Genomic DNA, 25,762 nt, shown 5'->3' on the forward strand with positions numbered 1-25,762 from the left:
CATGCCCGACGATATTCGCATTCCCAACGATCTGGACAGCTTTTGGATGCCGTTCACGCCCAGCCGTGCCTTTCAAGAGGCGCCGCGCATGCTGCATAAAGCCGACGGCGTGCGCTATGTGACCGTGGACGGGGCGGAGAAGTTCGACGGCACCGGCGGGCTGTGGTGCTGCAATGCGGGCCACAACCATCCACGCATCGTCGAGGCGATCCAGCGGCAGGCCGCGGATCTGGATTTCGCCCACACTTTCGGTCAGGGTCATCCGATTGCGTTTGAGGCGGCGGCGCGGGTTGTGGACCTTGCACCGGGGATGGACCACGTATTTTTCACCAACTCAGGCTCTGAGGCTGTGGATACGGCATTGAAAATCGCGCTGGCCTATCACGCGGCGCGAGGTGACGGCGGGCGGCGCATGTTGGTGGGGCGCGAAAAGGCCTATCACGGGATCAACTTTGGCGGGCTGAGTGTTGGCGGGATTGGCCTGAACAAGGGCCAGTTTGGCACGCTTTACCCCTCCGTCGCGCATCTGCGGCACACATGGCTGGAGGAAAACCACTTTAGCCGCGGGATGCCGGAGCACGGGGCGCATTTGGCCGACGACCTGCAGCGGTTGTGCGATTTGCACGGGGGCCACACCATTGCGGCGGTGATCGTGGAGCCTGTGTCCGGTGCGGGTGGGGTGTTTCCCCCGCCCAAAGGATATCTGGAGCGGTTGCGCGAGATTTGCGACGCCCATGGCATCCTGTTGATTTTTGACGAGGTGATCACGGGTTTCGGACGCATGGGCACCGCCTTTGCCTATGAGGCGTTCGGTGTGCAGCCTGATCTGGTGACCTGCGCCAAAGGGATGACCAATGCGACCGTGCCCATGGGCGGCGTTTTGGCCACGGCTGCGGTGCGTGATGCATTCCGCCAAGCGCCCAGCAAGATGCCTGATCTGTTTCATGGCTATACTTATTCAGGTCATCCGCTGGCGTCAGCGGCCTGTATCGCCACATTGGAGGTCTATCGGGACGAAGATATTTTCGGGAATGCGGCCCGCATGGCCACCCCGTGGGAGGACATGGTGCATGGATTGGCCGATATTGACGGTGTGATAGACGTGCGCAACTGCGGGATCATTGCGGCGATCCAACTGGCGCAACAGGGCGCTGTTGGCGACGCGGGACGGGCGGCCCATGCCAAGCTGTGGGAGGCCGGATTGATCGTGCGACCCATTGGCGACGCGCTGGCCATGTCGCCGCCGCTGACCATCACCCAGGCCCATGTGGATGAGATTGGGGCGACGCTGCGGTCTGTGCTGGCGGCCTAAAATTCCGGAATTTTAGGGGTCTAAATTTATATAAATTTAGGGCCTCCGGCGGGAGTTTTCTGGTCAGATGAAATCAGCCCCGCGCCAGACCGGACAGGGTGAGCGTGGGGGACAGCGCGTCTTCGTCGACGATGAGGTCGATCACGGCGAAGGTGCCACTGTTTTGCGCCCGGGTGAAGGCCGGTGCGAAGTCATCTGTATGACGCACCGTTTCGCCGTACCCGCCGTAGGAGCGCGCCAAAGCTGCAAAGTCTGGATTGGCCAACATCGTGCCGGACACGCGGCCGGGATAGGTTTTTTCCTGATGCATGCGAATGGTCCCGTAGCGGCCGTTGTTGACGACGATCACGATGGGGGTCGCGCCATGTTGGGCGGCGGTTGATAGTTCGTTCAACGTCATTTGGAAACACCCGTCTCCGGCCAGGCAGACCACGGTGCGGCCCGGGTGTTCGAGGCTGGCGGAGATCGCGGCAGGGAAACCGTAGCCCATGGAGCCTGATGTGGGGGCGAGTTGGGTGCCGTGGGATTTGAAGACGTAATAGCGGTGCAGGAAGGCCGCGTAGTTGCCGGCACCATTGGTCAGGATAGCGTCTTCGGGCAGGGTGTCCGAGAGGTGTTTGATCACCGCCTCCAGTTTCACATCGCCGGGGGTGGTTTGGGGGGTGCGCCAGCCGTCGTAGGCGGCGCGGGCCTGTCTGGTCCAATCGGGCCAACCGGTGCCTGTGGCGGGCTGATCAGCCAAAGCCGCGAGGAGGTCGGGGGCCTTGGCCGTGACGGCCAGATCGGCGGGGAAGACGTGGGCGATTTCATCCGCATCTGCGTGGACATGGGCGATTGCGCAGTGCGGGGCGTGCGGATCAATGAGCGTGAAGCCCTGCGTTTCGATGTCGCCCAGCCGCGAGCCCAGCACCAAGAGCGCATCGGCCTGCCGCACCACATCGCCCAGCGCGGGGTTGAGACCGACGTTGAGGTCGCCCGCGTAGCACCGATGGCGGTTGTCCATATAATCCTGCCGCCGGAAGCCCAGCGCCACGGGCAGGGTGTGATTGTCCGCGAAGCTTTGCAGATCGGCGGCGGCCTGGGGCGACCAGTGGGGGCCGCCTGCGATGATCAGGGGACGTTCGAAGCCTGACAGCCAATGGGTGAGTGTGGCGGCCGTGGTCGTGAGGTCGAGTGTGACGGGGGCCGTTTGCGGGGCGCGGTCGGGGACGTCTGCGGTGGCGGACAACATGTCTTCGGGCAGGGCCAACACCACGGGTCCGGGACGGCCGGAGGTGGCCACGTGGAACGCGCGGGCGATGTATTCCGGCAAGCGGTCTGTCTGGTTCACCTCGGCCACCCATTTGACGAGGGGGGCGAACATTCGGGTGTAGTCGACCTCTTGAAAACCCTCTCTGTCACGATCAGCGCGGCGCACTTGACCCACGAACATCACAAGCGGCGTGCTGTCTTGGCGGGCCACATGCAGCCCGGCGGAGGCATTGGTGGCGCCGGGGCCACGGGTCACGAAGGCGACACCGGGCTGGCCTGTCAGTTTGCCGTAGGCCTCGGCCATCATGGCGACGCCGCCTTCCTGGCGACCCACGATGTTGTCGATGCCCGCATCATAGAGGCCGTCGAGGGCGGCGAGGAAGCTTTCGCCCGGGACAGAAAACACACGCCGCACCCCGTGCAGGCGCAGCTGATCGACTAGAATTTGGCCGCCATGGCGCATGGAATGTTCCCCCGCATCGTCTTCCTTGCACCTTTGCGCACTGGTCGCGCGGGCGAAAGCCCCTAGGTTCATCTAAAACCAAATATCGGAGGCATTATGGCTTATCTTCTGGGACTGTCCGGCGCATTGCGCGGGGCATCGACGAACACGAAACTGATCCATGCCGCAGGGCGGGTGTATGGTGGTGATCTGCGGATGGGGGATCTGCGTCTGCCGCTTTATGACGGTGATTTGGAAGAGGCCGAGGGCGTGCCTGCGTCTGTGCAAACGCTGGCCGACCAGATCAAAGGGGCCGAGGCCGTGGTGATTTCCACGCCGGAGTACAACAAATCCATCTCAGGCGTGCTGAAGAATGCCCTGGATTGGGTGAGCCGCACAGATGGCAGCCCATGGGCGGGCAAACCGGTGGCCATCATGTCGGCCACGGCGGGCCGTGCGGGCGGCGAGCGGACGCAGTTTGCGCTGCGGCTGTGCATGATGCCGTTTCGGACGCGTTTGATCCAAGGGCCTGAGATGTTGTTGGCCGACAGTTCCAACCAATTTGATGCGGACGGAAACCTGACGGATGCGCGGGCCCAGAAGGCGTTGGAGGGTTTGATGGATGCCCTGAAAGCAGAAGTCGCGCGCGGCTGACGGCTTGCACGCGTTGCGGCCATACGGCAGCGTGGGGTGATGAGTGAGACGACTCAGACACTGAGCTGCGGGATGGATCCCGCGCGGGCACGGGCGCTGCAGGCGACCTTGGGGATGGAAGCATCGGTCGAGGCGGGCGATCCGCTGCCGCCATTCTTTCATCACGTGTATTTCTGGGATCCGGTGCCCCCTGCCCGGCTGGGCCGTGACGGGCACCCTGCCACGGGGGGCTTTGTGCCGGATCTGGGCCTGCCACGCCGCATGTGGGCGGCGGGGCGGCTGTTGTTTCATAGGCCTTTGTTGGCGGGGGTGCAGGCCGAAAAGACCAGCGTGGTGGAGGGTGTGACCCGCAAGACGGGACGGTCGGGGCCGCTCGCCTTTGTGCGGTTGCGGCACGATATCAAACAACGGGGCGGCGTGGTGCTGAGTGAGTGGCAGGATCTGGTCTACCGCGAGGATGGCGTGGCCGCCGAGAGGCCCCGTGCCCGCACGGATGAAACGCATGTTGAAGAGGTGACGTTCGACAGCACGATGCTGTTTCGATATTCCGCCCTGACGTTCAACGGGCACCGCATTCATTACGATCAGGACTATGCGCGGCAGGTCGAAGGGTATGATGATTTGGTGACCCACGGCCCGCTTTTGGCGCAACGATTGATGCTGATGGGACAGGCGCAGCTGGGGCGCCCCTTGGCCCAGGTGGATTACCGCGCGACGGCCCCGCTGACCCTGCCCCATCCTGCGACGTTGTGTTGGGCTGAGACCGACGAGGGGGGCGACGCTTGGGTGCGCGCGCCTGATGGGGTGCAATGCATGGTGGCGCAGATCAGGTAGGGCTGCGCGCTAAAGGCTCATGTCCGGGGCGAAGTCTGGTGGCAGGGTGTTTTCGCCGGTGGTGATCAGTTGCGCCAGTTGGGTGGCAGCCAGAGGGGCCATGCCAAAGCCGATTTTGAACCCGCCGTTGGCCACGAAATCGCCCGCACGGAACGGGTGATGGCCGACCATCGGGGCGCGGGTGCGGGCCCGGGGGCGGACGCCGGCCCACCTGGCGCGTTCAGGCGCATCGGCCAAGGCGGGCATCAGGGCGCGGGCCTTGGCCAACAGGGCGTCACATTGGGCGTCGGTTGTTGTGCCGTCGGTAAACTCGCGTTCGGTGGTGGACCCGATGGCGGTGGTGCCATCTGCGTGGGGGATGATGTGCAACCCGTCGATGAAGACCTGCGGGGCGGTGCGTGCGTCATGGTCAAGCAGCACGGCTTGGCCTTTGATGCCGGTGCCGACCATGCGGCTGTGGGCGTGTGTCATCTCCTCCAGCCCCGCATGACCGGTCGCCCAGACGGTTGGACCGGTGAAGGGGCTGTCGTCTTGGGTGATCACGCCGCCCTTGGCGCGGATGGCGGCGGCCAGCGCGTGGCAGGCCTGACGCGGATGCAGCCGCGCGGTGAGGGTGTCGTAAATCCAAAGACCCGTGGGCGAGGGCGGCGCGAAGGCGGGCGGCTGATCTGTGACACCCCATGTGGCCTGCCCCTGCCACAGGGTTTGGGCGCCTGTCGCACGGGCGCGGGCCAGATCCTCGCCCTCGTCCATAACGGGTTGGATGCGGCCTGTGCGCCCGTAGCCGGACGAGGTTTGGCCCGCGGCCTCGATCTCGGCCCACCAGTTTTCCGCCATGATCAGACTTTGAAATTGGAACGCCTTTTTGGGGTTCCAGCCTTCGGGCACATGTGGGGCCAGCGCGCCGACGATGCCACCCGAGGCACCAGCGGCCACGCCTGCGGGATCCACGACGTGCACCGTGGCCCCGCGCGCGATCAGCGCCCACGCCACCGACAGGCCAAAGACGCCCGCGCCGCGCACCGTAATATCCGCCATTGCCATTGCCGCCCCGTTGCTTTCACTCTCTGCCCATCAGATAGGACCAAACAGCATGACAGACCAGCGGGCTCAGGTGGAATGGCGGGACGGCGACGTGCCCGTGTCGCGGCAGTTCGACGATCCCTATTATTCGCTGGACGATGGCGTGGCGGAAACGCGGCATGTGTTTTTGGAGGGCAACGGGTTGCCGCAGCGGTTTGTGGATGGGTTTCACGTGGCGGAATTGGGGTTTGGCACGGGGCTGAATTTTCTGGTGACTTTGGCCGCGTGGCGCGCAGCAGGTGTGGCGGGCCAGCTGCGGTTCACGAGTTTTGAGGCCTATCCTTTGGCGCGGCCCGATCTGATGCAGGCATTGGCCGCGTTTGACGGGCTGCCGGTTGAGGTTTTTGCAGGCGACGGAGAGGGTTTGCCTGCGCAGGTCACGGGGCCGGATTTTGAATTGAATATCGTGGTGGGCGATGCGCGTGACACCCTGCCCCAATGGGACGGTGCCGCCGACGCGTGGTATCTGGATGGCTTTTCCCCTGCCAAAAACCCCGAGCTGTGGGGCGATGCATTGATGGCTGAGGTCGGGCGTCATACAGCGGCGGGCGGCACCTGTGCGACCTACACCGCCGCCGGTTTCGTGCGCCGCGCATTGGAGGCCGCAGGGTTTGATATTACCCGCACCCAAGGGTTCGGACGCAAACGGCATATGACGCGCGGGGCAAAATCGTGACGGGCGACAGGTTGGGCATCGCGCTGATGGTGGTGACCACGTTTGTGTTTGCCGTGCAAGACGGGATCAGCCGACATCTGGCGGCGGAATATAATGTGATGATGATCGTGGCGATCCGCTATTGGTTCTTTGCGGCCTTCGTCATTGCCATCGCACGTCGGCAGGCGGGGTCGGTGCGCGCGGCGGCGGCCACGGCGCAACCGCTGGTGCAGGCCTTTCGCGGGGTTCTGTTGGCGGCAGAGATTTGCGTGATGGTCTGGGCGTTTGTGCTGCTGGGGCTGGTTGAGGCGCACGCCGTCTTCACCTGTTACCCGTTGTTGATCGCGGCCCTGTCGGGGCCGGTTTTGGGCGAACATGTGGGCTGGCGGCGATGGGCTGCGATTGGCATCGGGTTTGTCGGGGTGCTGATCATCTTGCGGCCGGGGTTTGGTGTGTTTTCCCCGGCGGCGGTGGTGCCTTTGGTGTCGGCTGCGATGTTTGCGCTTTACGGGCTTCTGACGCGATATGTGGCGCGCCGTGACAGCACGGCAACGTCGTTTTTCTGGACGGGGGTCATGGGGGCAATCGTGATGACGCCTTTGGGACTGTGGCAGTGGGAGCCTATGGCGGGGGGCGATTGGATCTGGATGGGGGCCTTGTGCCTGACCGGCGCCAGCGCCCATTGGTTGTTGATCAAGACCTATGAGGTGGCCGAGGCAAGCGCAGTGCAGCCCTTTGCCTATTTGCAGCTGGTGTTCGCGGCGGCCATCGGTGTGTTTGTGTTCAGCGAAGCCTTGGCGGCGAATGTGGTTGTGGGGGCGGCCATCGTGGTATCTGCGGGCCTGTTTACGCTGTGGCGGACGCGGCGGGCGGTCTAAAATTATATAATTTTAGACGGTGGCTAAAATTCCGGAATTTTAGCCGTCGCTGCGCGCCACGGGGCGCAGCAGATCCGGGGCGGCGCGATCTGGGCGGGCGACGGGGCGGATGACGGGTGTTTCGCCGATCAGCAGATCCGTAAACCGCACGGGGGCGATCCGCCCTGTCAGGCGCGCGCGATAGACTGGGATGCCTTCGGTCACACGCATGACGTAGTTGCGGGTTTCGCGAAACGGGATGTGTTCGATCCAATCGATGACATCTACCGGCGTCTCGTTGTCAAACCCACGTCGTGGGTCGCCGCGTTCTGACATCCAGTCGCGCGGTCTGCCGGGGCCTGCGTTATACCCCGCCGCAATCATCACCGGACTGTTGCCAAACAACCGTGTCAAATACGCCAAATATTCCCCGCCCAGTGCTGCGTTGTATTCCCAATCTGTCGTCAGCCGCGCACGGCTGTAGGGCACATCCAGCCAGCCTGCCACATCCTGCGCTGTGCCGGGCATCAGCTGCATCAGGCCCAGCGCGCCCACGGAACTGCCCGCATCCACACGGAATTCTGATTCTTGCCGCGCAATGGCCAGCGCCAGCGCCGGTTCAACCGGCAACGCCATCTCCGCCATCGGGTGGATCGGGAAATAGACATCTTGCACCAGAATGCCTTCGCGCGCGGCTGTTTTGGCGGCCAGTACGGTGTAGAACGGCTCATCCAGATCCATGAGCATCTGGCCCAGCTGCCCAATTTCGAACCGGTCCATGTCAGCGGCTGCGTCACGGATGAACAGCACCGCGCTGCCCCGTTCGCCCGCGGCCAACAGGGCAAGCCCTGCGCGGACCGCCTCGTTTTGCAACACGGGGCCCCTGCGCCAATCGCCGTAGGTTTCACCGCCCACAAGGTCGGGATCCATCGTTAGGCCAAGCTGTTCGGCGGAGAGCAGACCATAAAACGACGTCTGATGCTGGGCGCCGGCCTGAAAGGCGGCCACCGCGGCCTCGGCGTCACCGCGGCCTTCGTGGGCGCGGCCCAACCAATAGCCCGCGCGCCCCTTTGAGATCGGGGAGGTGACGGCCGCGTCAAAGGCCTCAAAGTGCAGCAAGGCGCGGTCAAAGTCCCGCAGATAGGTCAGCGCGATATAGCCGGCCAACCATTCCAGATCGGCATAGTTGCGATCCTGCGGCGCGATAAAGTGATCGGCGGCCAAGGCATAGGCCCGGTCAATCCGGCCTTCGCGCATGTTCCAGCGGGCCAGGATGCGCCGCCACGACCCCCAGCGCCACGGCACGCCCAGCCTGTCGGCGCTGACCGATTGGGCCAGAAGCAATTCGGAGGCATTTGTCCAATCGGTGCGGTCGGCCAGCCAGTTGAAACGGTCATAGGCCAGCCCCGGATCGCCCCTTAAACGGTCCGGCACAAGGGCGCGGCGGTCGTTGAGGTCGTCGGCCTTGGTGATGTATCCGATGCGGGCGCGAACAAGGGCCGCCGTCCCATCATCCAGCAAGGGCAAGACGTTTTGAACATCCGACGTGCGCCAACGCCACAGCAGCATATCGGCACGGGCGACGTGAAGGGGGGCCACGAGGTCGGCGTGGGCGTCTATGATGGCTTGATGGCCCGCGTCGGTCAGGCCTTTGGTGGTCCAGACGGCGGCGATCAGCGTGTCGGCCTCGGCCCCACGGCCTGCACGGGTCAGCGCGCCTGCGTAGGCCACGGCGCCTTGGCCTGTTTGGACATCGTGGCCGTCAAAGAACGCAAGGATGTCGGCGTCAGCCACGCTGTCGTCTATGCTGCGTTCGGCGGCGGCGCGGATGCGGCTCAGGCCCGGCCAATCGGGGCGGCTGTTCAAAAGGGCGGTGAATTGGTCAAAGGGCACATCGTCTGTTTCATCGTCTCGCAGGTCGAGCCATCGCACCAGATCGCCATAAAGCGGATCGGTGCCGCGCAGCAGGCCGCCGACGTCACCTTGTGGATCGTCCAGCGCCTCGACCGCTTGCACAAAGGCCGGATCGACCAGATCGGACACATCGGCGGATTGGGCCGCACTGGTTGTGCCGGACACGGCCCAAATCACCGTCGCCACCAACGACGCCCAAAAGGACATCGTGAGGCTGGCAGATTGTGTGCCTGGATGTGTCATCGCGCCCGCTCCTCATCCCGTGTTGGTGCGTGGGTTGCGCCTTGGGATGTTCTTCATACAACAAATTTAGGCGCTTGGCGGCCCGCTACAACTCACAAACTTGGCAAAGGCGGAAAACCCCGCTAGGGGACGGAATGAACTGGGCGATTTTGCCCCACCAACTGAAAGGATGCGTATCATGCTCAAGGGTTCCCTCCCCGCTTTGGTCACGCCGTTCAAGGACGGCCAGTTGGATCTTGATACGCTGAAAAAACTGGTGGAGTGGCATATCGACCAAGGCAGCCACGGTTTGGTGCCGGTGGGTACGACCGGGGAAAGCCCCACGTTGACCCATGAAGAACACGATCTGGTGGTGGAAACTGTGGTGCAGGCTGCGGCGGGGCGTGTGCCCGTGGTGGCGGGCGCCGGGTCCAACAACACCGCCGAAACCGTGCGTTTGGTGAAGGCCGCCAAGGCCGCAGGGGCCGATGCGGCGCTGGTGGTGACGCCCTATTACAACAAGCCCACGCAGCGCGGGTTGATCGCGCATTTCACAGCCGCCGCCGATTGCGGTTTGCCCATCATCATCTACAACATCCCGGGCCGGTCCGTGGTGGACATGACGCCCGAAACGATGGGTGAGCTGGCCAAACACGACATGATAATCGGCGTCAAAGATGCCACCGGTGATTTGGCACGGGTGCCCAACCAACGACTGACCTGCGGGCCGGACTTTGTGCAGTTGTCGGGCGAAGACCCCACCGCCATCGGGTTCAACGCCCAAGGCGGCGTGGGCTGCATTTCGGTCACGGCCAACGTGGCCCCTGCCCTGTGCGCGCAGATGCAAGAGGCCACAGCCGCGGGCGATTACGACACTGCCCTGACCCTGAACGACCGTTTGATGCCGCTGCACAAGGCGATTTTCACCGAACCCGGTCTGGTGGGGGCGAAATACGGCATGTCTTTGCTGGGGATGTGCGCGGATGAGGTTCGGTCGCCGCTGACGGGGCTGGAGGACGCGACCAAGGCCAAGATGCGCGACGCCATGGTGTACGCGGGCCTGATCAACTAGGCGCCAAACAAAAGATCGTGCAAACGGGCGGGGATTTCCCCGCCTGTTTTCATTTGGGCCCATCTTATTTCGGGTCGCGCAGCCAGCCCGGCGCGTAGTGGACGTCTGTGCTGCCCACAAAGGTCGCGACGCGAGCCAGTTCGGCCTTGAGAGCTGTGAGGCGGGCTTTGCCCATGCGCACGCCCGCCTCGGGCCAGAAGGCGGTGACGGTTGTTGCGGCACCGTCGCGTTTGGCGTCGATCCGACCGATGATCCGGTCGCCCTGCAGCACGGGGAACACATAGTATCCGTAGGTGCGTTTGAGGGCGGGGACGAAGATTTCGATGCGGTAGTGGAACCCCCACAGACGCTGCGCCCGTTTTCGATCGCGCAGGGCGGGATCAAACGGAGAGAGAAGCCGCACCCGCGCGTTTGGTTCAGGCGGCGCGCTGTTGAGTTTTTCTGGCCAGATGAAGGAGGCGCGGCGCGTGCCATCGTGGGCTTCGATGTCAACCTCAAGGAGGGTGCCGTCTGCTTTGGCGCGGGTGCACCAGTCTTTGGCCTGCTGCGGTGTGATGAGGGCGTAGAAGGCGGCGAGTTCGCCGGAGGTTGCAAAGCCCAGACGGTCGAGGGCGGTGCGGCAGGCCCAGTCGATTACTTCGTCTTCGGTCATGCGTGCGTTCAGGTATTCGGGGGGAATGACGCGTTCCGTCAGGTCATAGTATTTGCGGAAGCCGCGACGGTGGCAGACGCTGAGCTCGCCCGCGCGCCAAAGGTATTCGAGGGCGGTTTTGGACGGGTGCCAATCCCACCATCCACCTGATTTGCGCACCTCACCCTCGCCCACGTCCATGGAGGAGGCGGGGCCGGTGTCCGCAATTTGGCGCAGCACCGTGTCCAGTTGATCGCGAAAGCCGGGGCGGCGCCAGGCGTCCCATTTGGCGTCCATATGCGCCTTTTCGCGGGCGAATTTGTGCCGCCATGCGGGAAAGCTGGACATGGTGATGACAGAGGCATCGTGGGTCCAGTGTTCAAACGCGCCACGGGTTTTCAGCAGCCGTGGCAGGTTGGGCGCGCGGTATTGCTGGCGGCGCGACCACAAGATCAGATCATGGGCCCGGGCCAGCGTGTTGACGCTGTCGACCTGCACAAACCCAAGGTGGTCGATCACACCTTGCAGGTCCGCGCCTTTGCCCTGCCCGCTGCGAGGGCCGAGCAGCAGATGGTGATCCAGAAACAGGCGGCGGGCGGTTTGGGTGTCGATCAGCGGTCGTGTCATTAGGGCACCCTATGGGTTGTCGCAGGCGGCGTCCTCCCCTATTTGGCAAGACATGGCAAAGACGGACGACAGCAAGAACTACAAGGTGATCGCGGAGAACCGCCGCGCCCGCTACGATTATGCGATCGAGGATGATCTGGAATGCGGGATTGTGCTGAGCGGGTCGGAGGTGAAATCCCTTCGGGTCGGGCAGTCGAATATTGCTGACAGTTATGCATCTGTTGAGGATGGGGAGCTGTGGCTGACCAACGCCTATATCGCGCCCTACAAGCAGGCGATGTTTCCCCATGAGGAACGCGCGCGCCGTAAGTTGCTGGTGTCGCGGCGGGAGTTGGCGCGGTTGTGGAATGCCACCCAGCGCCAAGGCATGACGTTGGTGCCGTTGGTGATGTACTTCAACCATAAGGGCCGCGTGAAGCTGAAGATCGCCGTTGCCAAGGGCAAGCAAAAGCAAGACAAACGCGCCACCGAAGCCAAGCGGGATTGGGGTCGCCAGAAGGCGCGGCTGCTGCGGCACGGCGAATAGCCGGTGATTTTGCGGGGAATGACGGCACAAACCTCCCCTATTGCCTGAAAATTAATCATTGTTAACATCCGGCCAGCCTTGGCCCGTGGTGGGAAGGCCTTTGGCGCGCCATGGTCGCGCCATCACATGACACGCCCCGGTGGGGGGCGAACAGGAAGGATTGGGAACGATGGAAATGATTTTGGGACTGCTGATCCCCGCGCTTTCGGGTGCTGCGGGCGGCAACATTACGGGTAAAATTTCCGAGACGCTGAACGCGGGCGGCATGCTGAATACCGTTTTGGGGGCCGTTGGCGGCCTTGGGGCGGGCACTATTTTGGGCCAGTTGGGCATTGACGCCCCCACCGGTGAAGCTGCGGCTGAGGCGGCCAGCAATTTCGACATCGGCGCGCTGATCGGCGCTGTGGGTGGCGGGGCCGCAGGTGGTGGCGTTCTGGCGTCTGTCGTGGGTGTTATCAAATCTGCCATGAACAAATAAACTGACCAAGGTCAGCGCAAGGGGCGTCCTTCGGGGCGCCCTTTTTTATGGGCTTTAGGCAGGGGCGGACCGCCTGCGGCCTTGCGTCAAAGGCCCCTGAGGAGTAGGGACCACAGCAACGTGGCCTGCCCGGTGGCGGCGGTGTCGGTGATGCGGAAAGAAGGTGCGCCCATGGTGACTGATGATCCCAAAACGCTGGTTTCGACGGCATGGTTGGCCGATCATCTGAAGGACCCGGACCTGCGGGTGCTGGATGCCACGTGGTTTATGGCCAGCGAGGGGCGTGACCCGATAGCCGAGTATGAGGCGGCGCACATCCCAGGCGCGCGGTTTTTTGACATCGAAGAGATCAGCGATAGCCGGTCTGAGTTGCCGCATATGATGCCCAGCACCGAAAAATTCATGAGCCGGATGCGCAAGATGGGCGTGGGAGACGGGCACCAGATCGTGGTGTACGACGGAATGGGTTTGTTCAGCGCCGCCCGCGTGTGGTGGATGTTCCGCCTGTTGGGCAAGACAGATATTGCCGTGCTGGATGGCGGGTTTCCCAAGTGGCAGGCCGAGGGGCATCCGGTGGAGGATTTGCCCCCTGTGATCCGCGACCGCCACATGACGACGACGCGGCAGAACCAGATGGTCAAGGACGTCACACAGGTGGCCGCCGCGTCCAAGCTGGGCGATTATGTGATCGTTGATGCGCGGTCGCCAGAGCGCTTTCGCGGTGACGCGCCGGAGCCGCGTGAGGGGCTGCGGGCGGGGCATATTCCGAACAGCCGCAACGTGTTTTACCGTGATCTTCTGAACCCCGATGGCACTATGAAAGACCCCGCCACGATGCGTTCGGTGTTTGAGGCCGCGGGCGTCGATCTGGCCAAACCCGCTATCCTGACCTGCGGGTCGGGTGTGACGGCGGCGATCCTTGCCCTCGCCCTGGAGCGGATGGGCAAGACCGATCACGCAGTTTACGACGGAAGCTGGTCCGAATGGGGCCTCTTCCATGATCTTCCCCTAGCAACCGGAGACGCCTGATGCTGGAGCATCTGAAAGAGCAACCGAAAGACAAAATCCTCGCCCTGATGGCGGCCTATCGCGCCGACGCGCGTGACACAAAGATCGACCTTGGAGTGGGTGTGTACAAGGACGCGTCTGGCAACACGCCGGTGATGCGCGCCGTGAAAGAGGCAGAGCGCCGGATCAACGCGGAGCAGACGACGAAGGCCTATACGGGGCTGGCGGGCGATCCTGCGTTTTCAGACGCGATGATTGATCTGGTGCTGGACGGCGCTGTGGCCCGTGACCGTGTGGCCGCAGTGGCGACCCCTGGCGGCACAGGTGCCATTCGGCAGGCGTTGGAGCTGATCAAGATGGCCGCCCCCGGTGCGACCGTCTGGTTGTCGGACCCGACGTGGCCGAACCATCCGTCGATTATCAAGTATCTGGGGATGAAGTCGAAATCCTACCGTTATTTTGACAGTGACACGGGCCAGGTGGATTATGTGGGTATGCTGACCGATCTGGGTCAGGTGCTGCCCGGTGATGTGGTGCTGCTGCACGGCTGTTGCCACAACCCCACGGGGGCCAATCTGACGATGCCCCAGTGGAAGGGCGTGATTGATCTGCTCAAGGACAAGGCGGCGATGCCGTTCATCGACATTGCCTATCAGGGCTTTGGCGACGGTTTGGCGCAGGATGGGGCGGCCACGCGTTTGGTGGCGTCGTCCTTTGACAACGTGCTGATCGCGGCGAGCTGTTCAAAGAACTTCGGCATTTACCGCGAACGCACGGGGATCCTGATGGCGGTGGCCAAGGATGAAGCCCAGCGCGATCTGGCGCAGCAGAATCTGGCCTACCTCAACCGCCAGAATTTCAGCTTTCCGCCCGATCACGGGGCACGGATTGTGTCGACCATCCTGACCGACGCGGAGTTGCGCGCCGATTGGGAGGCCGAGTTGGAAGAGGTCCGTTTGGGCATGTTGGACCTGCGCAAACAGCTGGCGGATGAGCTGCGCCGGCTGAGCAATTCGGACCGGTTCGATTTTCTTGCGGAACATCGCGGGATGTTCAGCCGTTTGGGCACCAGCCCTGACAAGGTCGAGATGCTGCGCGCGGATCACGGGATTTACATGGTGGGGGACAGCCGGATGAACATTGCCGGTCTGAACGCCGACACCGTGCCGGTTCTGGCCCGCGCCATCATCGACGCTGGCGTGTAGCAAAGTCTGGTACAGACTTTGCGTCCAGACTTTTCACAAAAGTCTGGTCTCGCATCACATCAAGGGCGTGCCCATATCTTGGGGGCGCCCTTTGCCATTTCTGGAGGTTTCCATGCCCAACACTGCCCTTATCACCGGAGCCTCTGGAGGGATCGGTGCTGCCCTTGCGCGCTATCACGCCTCAAAGGGGGGTGATCTGATCATCACCGCCCGACGTGCCGATGCCCTCGAAGAAATGAAGGCCGAGCTGGAGGCCACCCATAACATCAGCGTTCATGTGATCGCCCTTGATTTGGGCACGCCCAATGGCGCCGAAAGTCTGGTAGAGGCGGTAGAAACCAAGGGCCTGACTGTGGACATCCTGATCAACAACGCTGGGTTTGGCGGACACGGGCGACACGTTGATCGTGACCTTGCGGACGAACAGGCGATGATTGATCTGAATGTGAAGGCACTGGTGACCCTGACCCATGCGTTTGGCGGAAAAATGGCAGCAGGGGGTGGTGGACGGATCCTGAATGTCGGGTCCACGGCTGGGTTCATGCCGGGGCCCTTGCAGGCCGTTTACTTTGCGACGAAGGCTTTTGTGAATTCGTTCAGCCAAGCGGTCGACCATGAATTGCGCCCCAAAGGTGTGACCGTTACGGTGCTGGCCCCCGGCTATGTGGAGACGGATTTTTCCGCCCGCGCGGATCTGGACGGCACGGACCTGACCAAATCCGGCGCAACGCCGCAGAGCGCCGCAAAACACGGCTATGACGCCATGATGAACGGCGATCTGGTGACAATCAACGAGCGTCGCTTGTCGTTCATGTTGGGGTGGATCATTCCGTTCCTGCCCCGCCGCGCCGTCCTGAAGATGGTCGAGAAGATGCAGTCGAAGTGATCGACCCCGGCCGCTATTCGACCGGAATGGCCACTGTTAAAATGCCACGTCCGGTTTGGCCGTTGAAGGTTTCATCGTAGACCTCATATTCGGGGGCGGCGCGGGGTTTGAGCCCTGCGGCGGGGATCGCGTCATTCCAAATGGCGTTGAACATTGCGGGCATGTCGGACACGTGGCCGTCATGTTTGAAGGTCGCGTAGGTGCCGGCTGGGATGTGCAGGGATGTCATGCCTTCGGGCACGTCTTCACCGGCCAGCGCACAGCCGGCCATGTAGTCAAATTTGCCGTCCGGCGTCACGTTGTAGCTGACGCCGTAGGCGGCACTTTGGTCCAGATCGGGCGTGTCGCAGTTGGCATTGAACCGTGACCAAAGCGCAGGGATGTCTGCGATCTGATCGTGGGAGCACGCGATGGAATAGCCTGCAAGGGTCCGTGCGTCGTGGTGGCGGACCTCAGGCGGGGCGAGGGCGATGGGGGTGTTCACTGTCATTGTCAAAGGCTCCGTTAGTGTCAGGGAGGAAAGGGACCCCGCCGCACGAATGCTGCGCGGGGTGCAACCGAACGCGGCCGTGAAGGCGCGGGTGAAGGCCTCATGGCTGTTGTAGCCCGCCTCAAGCGCTGTGGTCAGGATATCCTGCTGCCCAAAGGCCAAGGTGGCCGCCGCGGCGGACAATCGCCGCGCCCGCAGGTAGCCCATGGGTGATTGCCCCGTGCCCGCGCGAAAGGCACGCGAGAGGTGATAGGGGCTGACTGCGCAGCGGCGCGACAGATCATCCACTGTCAGCGGACGGTAAAGATGCTGTTCAAGCTGCCACAGTATTTTTGCCACAAGGGTCATGGGGGTGTCCGTTTCGTTCGATGCAGCCTTGGTGTAGCGCGACGCGCAGCACCCTTGCTTGATTGTTCTTGCTGTTTTGGTGGCAAAACGCAAAAGGCCCCGCTGGTGTCCAGCGGGGCCTTTCGTCAGGCTATGTCAGGGAGGATCTAGCCTTTGGTAAAGTCTGGGTAGGCTTCCATGCCCAGCTCGGATGTGTCGAGGCCCTGGATCTCAGCCTCTTCGGAGACGCGGATGCCCACAGTCGCCTTGAGGATGAACCAGACCACGCCAGCCGCGACGAGGGTGAAGACACCGACCACAACGATGGAGTAGAGCTGCGTGCCCAAGGAGGCGTCGCTGTTGGTCAGGACCACAGCGATGGTGCCCCAGATGCCAGCGAACAGGTGAACCGGGATGGCGCCGACAACGTCGTCGATTTTCAGCTTGTCGAGGAACGGCACACCGAAGACCACGATCACACCACCGATGGCACCGATCAGGGACGCCATGCCCAGCGACGGGGTCAGAGGTTCTGCCGTGATGGACACGAGGCCCGCAAGACAGCCGTTCAGCACCATGGTCAGGTCAACCTTGCCATACATCACCTGTGTCAGGATCAGGGCAGCGACCGCACCGGCAGCAGCGGCTGCGTTGGTGTTGGCAAAGATGCGGGAGACGTCAGCAATATCGCCCACGGTGCCCATCGCCAGCTGAGAGCCGCCGTTGAAGCCGAACCAGCCCATCCACAGGATAAACGTACCCAGAGTTGCGAGGGCCAGGTTGGAGCCCGGCATCGGGTTCACGCGGCCGTCCTTGTACTTGCCCAAACGGGGCCCGAGGATCAGCGCACCGGCCAGAGCAGCCCAGCCACCCACGGAGTGCACAACAGTAGAGCCTGCGAAATCAAGGAAGCCTGCTTCGTCAAGGAAACCACCGCCCCACTTCCAGGAGGCCTGCAGCGGATAGATGATACCCGTCAGGATGACCACGAAGATCAGGAAGGGCCACAGTTTGATGCGTTCGGCCAGAGCGCCGGACACGATCGAGGCTGTCGCCGCACAGAACATCAACTGGAAGAAGAAATCAGACCCGGTGGAGGCATAGGCCGCGTCGTCTGCGTCGGCCAATGTCACGCCGACGGCTTCAAGAACGCCGGGACCGAACACGCCGGACAGAACGCCTTCGACCGCCCAGGACCCAAGCGGGTACATCAGGTTGTAGCCGAACGCCCAGTAGGCCAACGCGGCCAGAGAGAACAGCGCGATGTTTTTGGTCATCTGCATGGTCACGTTTTTGGACCGCACCAGACCGCCTTCGAGCATGGCAAAACCGGCGGCCATCCAGAACACGAGGAAACCACCGACCAGGAACAGCAAGGTGTTCATGATCCAGACGAATTCTTCGGTTGAGGGCGATGCCGCGTCTTGCGCCAGCGCCAAGGTCGGAAGGGCGGCAACGGCCCCTGCGACGGAAAGTGTTTTCAGGAATTTCATGTCAATAGTCCCTTGTTGGCGCTTAGATCGCGTCGTCGTTGAGTTCACCGGTGCGCACGCGCAGGGCGCTTTGCACATCAAGCGTAAAGATTTTGCCGTCGCCGATTTTGTCGGTCTTGGCGGTGCTGGCGATGGTATCGACCACCTGTTCCGCCATGGCCGATGCCACAACGATTTCCAGTTTCACCTTGGGGACGAAATTCACGGCGTATTCCGCGCCACGATAAATTTCCGTGTGCCCTGATTGAGAGCCGAAGCCCTTGATTTCGGTGACCATCATCCCGCGGACACCGATGGCTGTCAGGGCCTCGCGGACCTCTTCCAGCTTGAACGGTTTGATTGTTGCAATAATGAGTTTCACGATTGTCCCTTCCGGTTTTCGTCTAGGCAGGCCGAGTGGCCCCGCTGAGGGTACAAAGGCTTCGGTGTGGGCTGGTTCTCAAGCAGATGAGGCGTAATTCCCGAGGTTCACTCAAGGTAAATGCACAAAATTTGCACAAATTGTGCTATTTGATTAATTTTTAGGCAGGCAGAAAAGCGCCGAAAGGCACGCGAAGTTTCTCTACATTTGGAATCAGTAAAGGTATTGTGGCGCAAAGTGACGCCGAAAACGGCGCAAGCACGATACGGGCGAAAGTGGGCAGAATGACCGGGACACGACGATCCAAACCACCCTTGGTGGCGGAAAAGCGCAGCCGACCTGCGCCGAAGCGGCGCAAACCGGCTGCAACGTCGCGCCGCACGTCGAGCCGTCCTGCCAAACCGCGCGGGGTGATCGGCACGCTTTTGTGGCCGTTCAAATGGCTGCTGATCCTGATTTGGCGTCTGTTCTGGCGCGGCACGGTTGTGGTTGGCGCGATCGTGGGGGTCGCGGTGTTCTATTACGCGTCGACCCTGCCCCCGATTGAGGATCTGGTGGATGGCCGCACGCGCGGGTCTGTGACCCTATTGGACGCCCGGGGGGAGACCTTTGCCTGGCGTGGGGATCAATTCGGCGGAATGGTCACGGCGGATACGGTCAGCCCGCACCTGCGCAACGCCATCATCGCCACCGAGGATAAGCGGTTCTACAATTGGTATCACATCGGCATCGATTTTTACGCCACCGCCGCCGCCATGGTCCGCAATCAGCGGCTGTATGGCAATCCACTGCGCGGGGCGGGCGGGTCTTCGATCACGCAGCAGACGGCCAAATTGCTGTGTTACGGTCGCCCGTTTGATCTCAACGCCTGGGAGAGCGAGACCGAGTACGAACAGGACTGCCGCAGCACCACGCTTTGGCGCAAGATCGTCGAAGCGACCTACGCCATGGCGATGGAGACGCGGTACACCAAGGACGAGATCCTGACGATCTATATGAACCGGGCCTATCTGGGCGCAGGCAGCCGCGGGTTTGAGGCTGCGGCCCAACGGTATTTCGGGATTTCCGCGGCCGAGGTGAACGCGCCGCAGGCTGCGATGATGGCCGGATTGTTGAAAGCACCGTCGTCGTTTTCCCCGACGCGCAACTTGCAAACCGCGCAGGACCGCGGGGCAACTGTGCTGCGTCTGATGCGCGAGGCTGGATATTTGACAGCGGAAGAAGAGGCCACCGCGCAGGCCAACCCCGCCACGCTGTCCGCCGCAGCACGGCAACGGGCGGGCGGGTATTTCGCAGATTGGGTCATGGACAGCGGGCCGAATTTCTTCACCGAACAGACCACCGAAGACGTGATCATCCGCACCACGCTGGAGCCGCGCATTCAGAATGCGGCGGAAGAGGCGTTGACGTGGGTGTTTGAAAACAAGGTCCGTGAGGGCAGCCAAGCGCAGGCCGCGATTGTCGTGATGTCCGCCGACGGGGCCGTGCGCGGCATGGTGGGCGGGCGTGATCTGACGGTGGCGGGCGCGTTCAACCGCGCGACGCAGGCGTTGCGACAGACCGGTTCGGCGTTCAAGCCGTTTGTTTATGGCACTGCATTGGAGCTGGGCATGTCGCCGCTGGATGTGCTGGTAGATGAACCGCGCTGTTGGTCTGTGCCGGGATCAGGGGAATACTGCCCCAGCAACTACACCAACGATTTCGCAGGCCCTATGACGATGGTTGAGGCGCTTCAACAATCGCGCAACATTCCCGCCGTCGCCTTGTCGGAGACCGTGGGCCGCGAAAACGTGCGCACCGTAGCGGAAAATTTCGGCATCGACAGTGATCTGGCCAATGGTCCGGCGCTGGCGCTTGGCACATCTGAGAGCACGTTGCTTGAGATGACGGGCGCCTACGCGGGGATCCTGAATGGCGGGTCGGCGGTGAAACCCTACGGGCTGGTGGAGTTGCGGCTGATGGGGGATGACGCGCCGCTGCTTGAGGCCGCAGGCGGCATCCGTGAACGGGTCATTCAGGAGGATGCGGCGCGGCAGCTGACGTGGATGATGTATCAGGTGGTCGAGGGCGGATCAGGCCGCCGTGCGGCCATCGACGGATGGGAGATTGCGGGCAAGACCGGCACCACCAACCGCGCGCGCGATGCGTGGTTTATTGGATTTTCAGGGGATTATGTGGCGGGCGTCTGGATGGGCTATGACGACAACACGCCGTTAACGGGCGTGACGGGGTCTGGCCTTCCGGCTGAGATCTGGCACGAAACCATGCGCCGCGTATTGGACGGCTTGCCGGTGACGCCCCTGCCCATGACCATCCCGCAGACGCAGGTTCCGCAATTTGAAGGCACCGTGACCTCGACCGGACAAAACGGGGGGGGGCTGGGCTACAGCGAAGAACAGGCCAACGATATCATTCAGGATCTGCTGATTGATCTGATCACCAACGGCGGCTAGGCGGCGCGGCGATTATTCCGGATCAGGGCAGCGCGAATAAGCGAAGGCGTAGCCGTCCCAGAGCATGATGATGCCGTCACTTTCCGCGTCGTTCATCACCATGGCGCGTTCGGTCCAGACCTCATCGTTGCCGGAACACGCCATGGTATAAAGCGTGGCATCCATATCGACGACGTTGACGGGCCGCGTCATGCGGCATTCCAGATCGACACCGTAGAAAATACCGTCCTCAATCCGCAGCGCGCCCCCGTCGACACCCACGAGGGCGCATTCGGCGTTGGCGTTTTGGCGGAAGGTGCCGTCGTAAGGGGTCGCAGCCGCGATGGCGGGGGCCAAAATCAGGGCAAGGGTCAGTTTGGGGGGCAGTTTGATCATGTCAAATCCCGGATCAGCGCATCGAGGTTGCCGCCACGGGCATCCAGCATCGCGCCGATTTCGGCACGTTCGGCCAGCAGCATATTGATGCCTTCCACGATGAGGTTGAAAAACACAGGGCGGCCGGGGCGATCACTCACGTGGAAATCCACCTGCAGCGGGCCTTCGCTGGGCAGGATCGCGCGGGTCTGCACCTCGATATAGCTGTTCACCGCACGTGAGCCCTGGACCTGAATTTGCCCGCCGACGAATTCATTGAACCGGCGGCCATACTTGTTGGCCAGATAGAACCCGAAGGCGTCCGCGAAGGCGCGTTTTTGCGCGTCAGAGGCGGAGCGTCCGTCATTGCCCAGCGCATACGCGGCCAGATAGGCAGTGTCGGCGTAGCGGTCAAAGATGCCTTTGAAGCTGCCGATCATCGATGGCAGGGCAGCGCCTGACGCGATCACGCCGTTGATCTCATCCACGGCGCGGGTGACCAGACCTTCGGCCTGCGCGCCGGTGAGCGCAAGGGCAGGCATCGGCACGGCTGCAATAAGAGGGGCTGTGGTCAGCGCCATTATGCGGCGGCGCGTGAACGTAAGATCGGTCATTTATTCAAACCCTTCGAGGTTCAAGTCACCGGCGAACGGATCAATCGCATCGTCTGCCGGTGCCTCTTGTCCCAGTTCAAAACGGCGGCGTTGCAGGGCAATGAGCCGCGCCTGTTCGTAGCTGTCGGCGCTGTCATACAGCACCCCGTCGATGGTGTCGAAAAGGTCACCACGGGTCAGGCCAAGATCCGCCGCCCGGGTGAATGTGCCATAGTCCAGCTGCGGGGCCGTGCCCACCTGATCAAGGGGGTCAAACAGCAAATCGACCAGTTCGCCCACCGCATCGCGCTGGTTTGATGGCCCCAAGAGCGGCAGTTCGATATAGGCGCCTTCGCCCACGCCCCAGACGTGCAAGGTTTCCCCGAAATCGGTCTTTTGTTCTGTCAAGCCAATCGCCCCCGCAGGATCGAAGAGCCCACCGATGCCCACGGTTGTGTTGATCAAAAAGCGCATCGTGTTGGTCGCAGCCCCGCCGATGTCGGCCTGCAACAGACCATTGGCCACCGCACTGGGCAGGCCCACGTTGTCGGCAAAATTGGTGATCGGCTGGGTGTACTCATCTGGGATGCTGCCGCTGACGCGTCCCGCGGGGCGCAGGGCGATTTGGTCCAGACCTTTGTTGAAGGCGTGGATCTGCCGGTTCGTCGCCTCATAGGGGTCATTGACCGTCAGGCTGGTGTCCCCTGTCGTGCAGGCGGCCACGCTGCCTATGGCCATTAGGACGCAGACCGCACGAAAAGACTTAAAAAGGAAATGTGTCAATGGCAGTATCCCTGCAGCAACTGGTAATGGTTTCGAAAGCATCTTTTGATTTAGACCAATCAAACGGGATGTCAGGGCCGCGCTTGCGGGCGACTCTGTCTGAAAATAACGATTCAACCTTAAGGTGCCACATTCCGCGCACCGTTCCTAGGGAGAGGCGAAACGTCGCCAATGGCACTGAGAGAACCCACCAAAGCTGAGATCACGGCCGGCCGGACAGAGCTGACCCGTGCGCGCAAACGGTCGCGGCGGCTCTATTGGGCTGTGGGGTTGTTCAGCAGCTTTGTGAATCTGCTGATGCTGACAGGCCCTTTGTATATGTTGAACGTCTACGACCGCGTGCTTGGGTCACGGTCGCTGGAGACGCTGGTGGCTTTGTCGGTGTTGGTCGGGTTCATGTATGTGATGATGGGCATCCTTGATTACGCCCGTGGCCGTGTGATGGGGCGGATCGGTGCGCAGTTTGAAACGGATCTTGATGAACGGGTGTTCAACGCGGTGCTTCGATCAAAGGCATCGGGCCGCGCCCCGGCTGAAGCGGCGACGGGCCAGCAGGATTTGCGGGCCATTCAGCGGGCCATCACCTCGCCCGTTGCCTTGGCGCCCTATGATATTCCTTGGGCGATCATCTTTACGTTGGGTCTGTTTATTTTTCATCCGATGATGGGATATCTGGCCGTCGGCGGGGCTGTCATTCTGACCATCGTGGCCCTGTTGAACCAGTTCAGCAGCCGCCGCGCCCTGGAGGAGGCCAATCGCGCCTCAATCCGTGCCGAAACGATGGGCGAACAGTTGCGCGGGGATGCGGACACCATTCAGGCCTTGGGCATGCGCCGCGCGGTGTTTGAACGGTGGCTTGATCTGCGCCGCAAGTCTCTTGAGGCGGGGATTGCGTCCGGTGATGTGGGCGGCAGTTTTGGCAGCATAACCAAATCTTTTCGGCTTTTTCTGCAATCCGCGATGCTGGGCCTTGGGGCCTATCTTGTGTTGTTGGGAGAGTTGACGCCAGGTGCTATGATTGCGGGGTCTATCCTGTTGGGTCGGGCCCTTGCCCCGATTGAGATCTTGGTCAATCAATGGCCGATCCTGAACCGCGCGCGCATCGGCTGGGTCAATCTGACCCGTCTTTTGGGGGCCGTTGCAGTCCCGTCGGAAAAAACCCAACTGCCACGCCCTGCCGCCCGCATCGTGGCCGATCAAGTGACGATCCTTCCGCCCGGCGAAACAAAGGCCAGCATCCGCATGGCGTCGTTTCAGGTGGACCCTGGGGATGCGGTTGGGGTCATTGGCCCTTCGGGTGCGGGTAAATCCACCTTGGCGCGCGCGCTTGCCGGGCTTTGGATGCCGGCTGCGGGGACCCTGCGTTTGGACGGCGCCACGTTGGATCAATATGACGCCGATGTCCTCGGGCGGTATGTGGGTTATCTGCCGCAATCGGTGACGATGCTGGCGGGAACCATTCGGGACAACATCGCCCGTATGGAGAAGGATCCCGATCATGCAAAGGTGGTTGAGGCCGCAAAGGCCGCCGCTGCCCATCAGATGATTTTGCAGCTGCCCGAAGGGTATGACACGGTGATCGACAGCACCGGCGGGCGGTTGTCCGGCGGGCAGATGCAACGCATTGGCCTCGCCCGCGCTCTCTACGGGAACCCTGTGTTTCTGGTGCTGGATGAGCCGAATTCCAACCTCGACAACGTAGGGTCCATTGCAATCAATATGGCGATCCGTGACGCCCGCGCCCGCAAGCAAAGCGTTTTTGTCATGGCTCATCGGCCCGCTGCGATCGAACAGTGCAACAAGTTGATGTATATCGAAGACGGTATCGTGAAGGCCTTTGGCACCTCGGACGAGGTGAAGGCCAAAGTCTTGGCAAACCGCGAACAGATTGACCGCGGCAAGGGCAAAGGGGGCGGCGTGACATGAGAGCCCATTGGTCGGCCAGACGGCCCCTTATGATTGGCCTGTTGGCCCTGCTGATCCTTGTCGGGGGCTTTGGCGGGTGGGCTGTGACCGCCCAAATCACCGGTGCGGTGATCGCCAGCGGTCAGATCGAAGTCGACCAGAACCGCCAGATCGTGCAGCATCTTGACGGCGGGGTGGTGACGGACCTACGGGTCGACGAAGGCGGCACCGTCGCCGCGGGCGATTTGCTGATCCGGCTGGACGCGCAGGATCTTGGTGCGCGATTGACCGTGATCGAAGGCCAGTTGTTTGAGGCTTTGGCCCGCCGCGCTCGATTTGAGGCGGAACGCGACGACGCGGACAGCCTGACGTTCGATCCGCTGCTGGATGAAGGCGCACCGGAGTCGGTTGCCGCACTCAAGGCGGGTCAGCAAAACCTGTTTGAGGCCCGCCGCGAAGGGGTGGCGCGCCAGACGGAACAGCTGGAAAACCGCAAAGACCAGATCGCCGCACAGGTCGTCGGGCTTGAGGCACAACAAGAGGCGTTGCGCACGCAGCTGGCGCTTATTGAAGAGGAGCTTGCCAATCAGCAGTCCTTGCTTGACCGTGGCCTGGCACAGGCGGGGGCCGTTCTGAATTTACAGCGCGAACAGGCGCGCTTGCGTGGTCAGGTGGGTGAATTGGCAGCCGGTGTTGCGGGTGCCGCGGAACGCATCACCGAAATTGAAATTCAGATCCTTGGTCTGGGCACCGCACGGCGGGAGGAGGCCATCAGCCGCCTGCGTGACTTGCAGTTCAATGAGCTGGAATTGCGCGAACAACGCATATCGGTGAAACGGCAGCTGGACCGGCTGGATATTCGCGCCCCTGTCAGCGGCGTGGTTTACGGGCTGACTGTGTTCGGGGCTGGCGCCGTGGTGCGCCCGGCCGAGCCGCTTTTGTTCATCGTCCCGCAGGATCGTCCGCTTGTGATTTCGACCCGCGTGGCGCCCACGGATATTGATGTGGTGTCCATCGGTCAGGATGTCAGCCTCAGGTTTTCGGCCCTTGACCAAAAAACCACGCCGGAGCTGAACGGGACAGTCGCCACAGTATCAGCCGATACATTCACCGATGACGCCACCCAGTTCAGCTATTACCGCGCGGAAATCACACTGAACGAGGGGGAGATCACGCGCCTGCCAGCTGCATCGACCCTGCTGCCGGGCATGCCGGTTGAGGCGTTTATCCGCACCGCAGATCGCACCCCGATGTCCTATCTGACACGGCCTTTGACGGATTACATCGCGCGGACGTTCCGCGACGGGTGATTGCATCCGCCTGACGTCCGCACTAGCGTCGCGCCA

24 protein-coding genes are annotated in these 25,762 nt (G+C 62.3%); 14 read left to right on the top strand and 10 right to left on the bottom strand.

The genetic code is table 11. The features are described 5' to 3' along the window. Position 1 precedes the first annotated feature (1 nt). On the top strand, positions 2 to 1,312 hold the full coding sequence (locus PSJ8397_RS06435; protein WP_085863771.1) for an aminotransferase class III-fold pyridoxal phosphate-dependent enzyme: 1,311 nt from the start codon (positions 2 to 4) through the stop codon (positions 1,310 to 1,312). A 73-nt stretch (positions 1,313 to 1,385) separates the two neighbouring features. Here the strand turns inward: PSJ8397_RS06435 and PSJ8397_RS06440 are convergent, their stop codons facing one another. Then, the gene (locus tag PSJ8397_RS06440) at positions 1,386 to 3,026 is read right to left on the bottom strand and encodes a thiamine pyrophosphate-binding protein (RefSeq protein ID WP_085863772.1); all 1,641 of its coding nucleotides are present in this window, start codon (positions 3,024 to 3,026) and stop codon (positions 1,386 to 1,388) included. A gap of 96 nt (positions 3,027 to 3,122) precedes the next feature. On the opposite strand from PSJ8397_RS06440, the gene PSJ8397_RS06445 reads away from it, so the two are divergent. Together PSJ8397_RS06445 and PSJ8397_RS06450 are read left to right on the top strand one after the other, a co-directional pair. After that, complete coding sequence (locus tag PSJ8397_RS06445) at positions 3,123 to 3,659, top strand: NADPH-dependent FMN reductase (RefSeq protein WP_085863773.1); 537 nt, start codon at positions 3,123 to 3,125, stop codon at positions 3,657 to 3,659. Between the two features lie 39 nt (positions 3,660 to 3,698). Further along, positions 3,699 to 4,493, top strand: coding sequence for an FAS1-like dehydratase domain-containing protein (locus PSJ8397_RS06450; protein ID WP_085863774.1), 795 nt, complete (start codon positions 3,699 to 3,701; stop codon positions 4,491 to 4,493). Positions 4,494 to 4,502: 9 nt separating this feature from the next. On the opposite strand, the gene PSJ8397_RS06455 is transcribed toward PSJ8397_RS06450, so the two are convergent. After that, on the bottom strand, positions 4,503 to 5,537 hold the full coding sequence (locus PSJ8397_RS06455; RefSeq protein ID WP_085863775.1) for an NAD(P)/FAD-dependent oxidoreductase: 1,035 nt from the start codon (positions 5,535 to 5,537) through the stop codon (positions 4,503 to 4,505). Between the two features lie 49 nt (positions 5,538 to 5,586). Between PSJ8397_RS06455 and mnmD the strand changes: the two genes are divergently transcribed. Together mnmD and PSJ8397_RS06465 are read left to right on the top strand one after the other, a co-directional pair. Next, the gene (mnmD, locus tag PSJ8397_RS06460) at positions 5,587 to 6,252 is read left to right on the top strand and encodes a tRNA (5-methylaminomethyl-2-thiouridine)(34)-methyltransferase MnmD (RefSeq protein WP_085863776.1); all 666 of its coding nucleotides are present in this window, start codon (positions 5,587 to 5,589) and stop codon (positions 6,250 to 6,252) included. Continuing rightward, the gene (locus PSJ8397_RS06465) at positions 6,249 to 7,109 is read left to right on the top strand and encodes a DMT family transporter (RefSeq protein ID WP_268794664.1); all 861 of its coding nucleotides are present in this window, start codon (positions 6,249 to 6,251) and stop codon (positions 7,107 to 7,109) included. Before mnmD ends, PSJ8397_RS06465 begins: the two co-directional genes overlap by 4 nt. Positions 7,110 to 7,148: 39 nt before the next feature. Here PSJ8397_RS06465 and PSJ8397_RS06470 read toward each other — a convergent pair whose 3' ends face one another. Continuing rightward, positions 7,149 to 9,245, bottom strand: a complete 2,097-nt coding sequence (locus PSJ8397_RS06470) for a lytic transglycosylase domain-containing protein (RefSeq protein ID WP_235000603.1) — start codon at positions 9,243 to 9,245, stop codon at positions 7,149 to 7,151. Between the two features lie 178 nt (positions 9,246 to 9,423). On the opposite strand from PSJ8397_RS06470, the gene dapA reads away from it, so the two are divergent. Then, positions 9,424 to 10,296, top strand: coding sequence for a 4-hydroxy-tetrahydrodipicolinate synthase (dapA, locus tag PSJ8397_RS06475; protein ID WP_085863777.1), 873 nt, complete (start codon positions 9,424 to 9,426; stop codon positions 10,294 to 10,296). Between the two features lie 64 nt (positions 10,297 to 10,360). Here the strand turns inward: dapA and PSJ8397_RS06480 are convergent, their stop codons facing one another. Continuing rightward, the gene (locus PSJ8397_RS06480) at positions 10,361 to 11,554 is read right to left on the bottom strand and encodes a winged helix-turn-helix domain-containing protein (protein ID WP_085863778.1); all 1,194 of its coding nucleotides are present in this window, start codon (positions 11,552 to 11,554) and stop codon (positions 10,361 to 10,363) included. A 52-nt stretch (positions 11,555 to 11,606) separates the two neighbouring features. Between PSJ8397_RS06480 and smpB the strand changes: the two genes are divergently transcribed. From smpB to PSJ8397_RS06505, 5 genes are all read left to right on the top strand, one after another. Beyond that, positions 11,607 to 12,080, top strand: coding sequence for an SsrA-binding protein SmpB (gene smpB, locus PSJ8397_RS06485; protein WP_085863779.1), 474 nt, complete (start codon positions 11,607 to 11,609; stop codon positions 12,078 to 12,080). 169 nt (positions 12,081 to 12,249) lie between these two features. Further along, a complete protein-coding gene (locus tag PSJ8397_RS16820; protein WP_143515386.1) occupies positions 12,250 to 12,558 on the top strand; it encodes a hypothetical protein in 309 nt (102 codons plus the stop codon). Positions 12,559 to 12,729: 171 nt separating this feature from the next. Then, entirely contained in the window at positions 12,730 to 13,587 is an 858-nt protein-coding gene (sseA, locus tag PSJ8397_RS06495) for a 3-mercaptopyruvate sulfurtransferase (protein ID WP_085864271.1), read from the top strand. After that, entirely contained in the window at positions 13,587 to 14,771 is a 1,185-nt protein-coding gene (locus tag PSJ8397_RS06500; protein ID WP_085863781.1) for an amino acid aminotransferase, read from the top strand. Before sseA ends, PSJ8397_RS06500 begins: the two co-directional genes overlap by 1 nt. Positions 14,772 to 14,883: 112 nt before the next feature. Further along, the gene (locus PSJ8397_RS06505) at positions 14,884 to 15,657 is read left to right on the top strand and encodes an SDR family NAD(P)-dependent oxidoreductase (protein WP_085863782.1); all 774 of its coding nucleotides are present in this window, start codon (positions 14,884 to 14,886) and stop codon (positions 15,655 to 15,657) included. Between the two features lie 13 nt (positions 15,658 to 15,670). On the opposite strand, the gene PSJ8397_RS06510 is transcribed toward PSJ8397_RS06505, so the two are convergent. The 3 genes from PSJ8397_RS06510 to PSJ8397_RS06520 all read right to left on the bottom strand — a co-directional run bounded on the left by PSJ8397_RS06510 (position 15,671) and on the right by PSJ8397_RS06520 (position 18,328). After that, entirely contained in the window at positions 15,671 to 16,495 is an 825-nt protein-coding gene (locus tag PSJ8397_RS06510; protein WP_143515387.1) for an AraC family transcriptional regulator, read from the bottom strand. A gap of 146 nt (positions 16,496 to 16,641) precedes the next feature. Beyond that, entirely contained in the window at positions 16,642 to 17,967 is a 1,326-nt protein-coding gene (locus PSJ8397_RS06515; RefSeq protein ID WP_085863784.1) for an ammonium transporter, read from the bottom strand. A gap of 22 nt (positions 17,968 to 17,989) precedes the next feature. Then, positions 17,990 to 18,328 (bottom strand): P-II family nitrogen regulator, encoded by a 339-nt coding sequence (locus PSJ8397_RS06520; protein ID WP_085863785.1) that lies wholly within the window; start codon positions 18,326 to 18,328, stop codon positions 17,990 to 17,992. Positions 18,329 to 18,612: 284 nt separating this feature from the next. Between PSJ8397_RS06520 and PSJ8397_RS06525 the strand changes: the two genes are divergently transcribed. After that, complete coding sequence (locus tag PSJ8397_RS06525) at positions 18,613 to 20,781, top strand: transglycosylase domain-containing protein (protein ID WP_085863786.1); 2,169 nt, start codon at positions 18,613 to 18,615, stop codon at positions 20,779 to 20,781. Positions 20,782 to 20,793: 12 nt separating this feature from the next. Here PSJ8397_RS06525 and PSJ8397_RS06530 read toward each other — a convergent pair whose 3' ends face one another. From PSJ8397_RS06530 to PSJ8397_RS06540, 3 genes are read right to left on the bottom strand one after another with little or no spacing between them, the layout of a single operon-like run. Then, positions 20,794 to 21,156, bottom strand: coding sequence for a hypothetical protein (locus PSJ8397_RS06530; RefSeq protein WP_085863787.1), 363 nt, complete (start codon positions 21,154 to 21,156; stop codon positions 20,794 to 20,796). Next, positions 21,153 to 21,749 (bottom strand): MlaC/ttg2D family ABC transporter substrate-binding protein, encoded by a 597-nt coding sequence (locus PSJ8397_RS06535; protein ID WP_085863788.1) that lies wholly within the window; start codon positions 21,747 to 21,749, stop codon positions 21,153 to 21,155. Before PSJ8397_RS06535 ends, PSJ8397_RS06530 begins: the two co-directional genes overlap by 4 nt. After that, on the bottom strand, positions 21,750 to 22,466 hold the full coding sequence (locus PSJ8397_RS06540; RefSeq protein WP_235000604.1) for an MlaA family lipoprotein: 717 nt from the start codon (positions 22,464 to 22,466) through the stop codon (positions 21,750 to 21,752). Positions 22,467 to 22,682: 216 nt separating this feature from the next. On the opposite strand from PSJ8397_RS06540, the gene PSJ8397_RS06545 reads away from it, so the two are divergent. Both PSJ8397_RS06545 and PSJ8397_RS06550 read left to right on the top strand, forming a co-directional pair. After that, positions 22,683 to 24,437 (top strand): type I secretion system permease/ATPase, encoded by a 1,755-nt coding sequence (locus tag PSJ8397_RS06545; protein ID WP_085863789.1) that lies wholly within the window; start codon positions 22,683 to 22,685, stop codon positions 24,435 to 24,437. Then, positions 24,434 to 25,726, top strand: a complete 1,293-nt coding sequence (locus tag PSJ8397_RS06550) for an HlyD family type I secretion periplasmic adaptor subunit (RefSeq protein ID WP_085863790.1) — start codon at positions 24,434 to 24,436, stop codon at positions 25,724 to 25,726. Before PSJ8397_RS06545 ends, PSJ8397_RS06550 begins: the two co-directional genes overlap by 4 nt. The last annotated feature ends 36 nt before the right edge of the window (positions 25,727 to 25,762 follow it).

Origin of the sequence: Pseudooctadecabacter jejudonensis, assembly GCF_900172275.1 — a bacterium.
Lineage (GTDB): Bacteria > Pseudomonadota > Alphaproteobacteria > Rhodobacterales > Rhodobacteraceae > Octadecabacter > Octadecabacter jejudonensis.

What these genes read in the sequence shown, in the direction of transcription:
- PSJ8397_RS06435 (WP_085863771.1), top strand. Translation starts at nt 2, where the DNA reads ATGCCCGACGATATTCGCATTCCCAACGATCTGGACAGCTTTTGGATG.
- PSJ8397_RS06440 (WP_085863772.1), bottom strand. Translation starts at nt 3,026, where the DNA reads ATGCGCCATGGCGGCCAAATTCTAGTCGATCAGCTGCGCCTGCACGGG.
- PSJ8397_RS06445 (WP_085863773.1), top strand. Translation starts at nt 3,123, where the DNA reads ATGGCTTATCTTCTGGGACTGTCCGGCGCATTGCGCGGGGCATCGACG.
- PSJ8397_RS06450 (WP_085863774.1), top strand. Translation starts at nt 3,699, where the DNA reads ATGAGTGAGACGACTCAGACACTGAGCTGCGGGATGGATCCCGCGCGG.
- PSJ8397_RS06455 (WP_085863775.1), bottom strand. Translation starts at nt 5,537, where the DNA reads ATGGCAATGGCGGATATTACGGTGCGCGGCGCGGGCGTCTTTGGCCTG.
- mnmD (WP_085863776.1), top strand. Translation starts at nt 5,587, where the DNA reads ATGACAGACCAGCGGGCTCAGGTGGAATGGCGGGACGGCGACGTGCCC.
- PSJ8397_RS06470 (WP_235000603.1), bottom strand. Translation starts at nt 9,245, where the DNA reads ATGACACATCCAGGCACACAATCTGCCAGCCTCACGATGTCCTTTTGG.
- dapA (WP_085863777.1), top strand. Translation starts at nt 9,424, where the DNA reads ATGCTCAAGGGTTCCCTCCCCGCTTTGGTCACGCCGTTCAAGGACGGC.
- PSJ8397_RS06480 (WP_085863778.1), bottom strand. Translation starts at nt 11,554, where the DNA reads ATGACACGACCGCTGATCGACACCCAAACCGCCCGCCGCCTGTTTCTG.
- smpB (WP_085863779.1), top strand. Translation starts at nt 11,607, where the DNA reads ATGGCAAAGACGGACGACAGCAAGAACTACAAGGTGATCGCGGAGAAC.
- PSJ8397_RS16820 (WP_143515386.1), top strand. Translation starts at nt 12,250, where the DNA reads ATGGAAATGATTTTGGGACTGCTGATCCCCGCGCTTTCGGGTGCTGCG.
- sseA (WP_085864271.1), top strand. Translation starts at nt 12,730, where the DNA reads ATGGTGACTGATGATCCCAAAACGCTGGTTTCGACGGCATGGTTGGCC.
- PSJ8397_RS06500 (WP_085863781.1), top strand. Translation starts at nt 13,587, where the DNA reads ATGCTGGAGCATCTGAAAGAGCAACCGAAAGACAAAATCCTCGCCCTG.
- PSJ8397_RS06505 (WP_085863782.1), top strand. Translation starts at nt 14,884, where the DNA reads ATGCCCAACACTGCCCTTATCACCGGAGCCTCTGGAGGGATCGGTGCT.
- PSJ8397_RS06510 (WP_143515387.1), bottom strand. Translation starts at nt 16,495, where the DNA reads ATGACCCTTGTGGCAAAAATACTGTGGCAGCTTGAACAGCATCTTTAC.
- PSJ8397_RS06515 (WP_085863784.1), bottom strand. Translation starts at nt 17,967, where the DNA reads ATGAAATTCCTGAAAACACTTTCCGTCGCAGGGGCCGTTGCCGCCCTT.
- PSJ8397_RS06525 (WP_085863786.1), top strand. Translation starts at nt 18,613, where the DNA reads ATGACCGGGACACGACGATCCAAACCACCCTTGGTGGCGGAAAAGCGC.
- PSJ8397_RS06530 (WP_085863787.1), bottom strand. Translation starts at nt 21,156, where the DNA reads ATGATCAAACTGCCCCCCAAACTGACCCTTGCCCTGATTTTGGCCCCC.
- PSJ8397_RS06535 (WP_085863788.1), bottom strand. Translation starts at nt 21,749, where the DNA reads ATGACCGATCTTACGTTCACGCGCCGCCGCATAATGGCGCTGACCACA.
- PSJ8397_RS06540 (WP_235000604.1), bottom strand. Translation starts at nt 22,466, where the DNA reads ATGGCCATAGGCAGCGTGGCCGCCTGCACGACAGGGGACACCAGCCTG.
- PSJ8397_RS06545 (WP_085863789.1), top strand. Translation starts at nt 22,683, where the DNA reads ATGGCACTGAGAGAACCCACCAAAGCTGAGATCACGGCCGGCCGGACA.
- PSJ8397_RS06550 (WP_085863790.1), top strand. Translation starts at nt 24,434, where the DNA reads ATGAGAGCCCATTGGTCGGCCAGACGGCCCCTTATGATTGGCCTGTTG.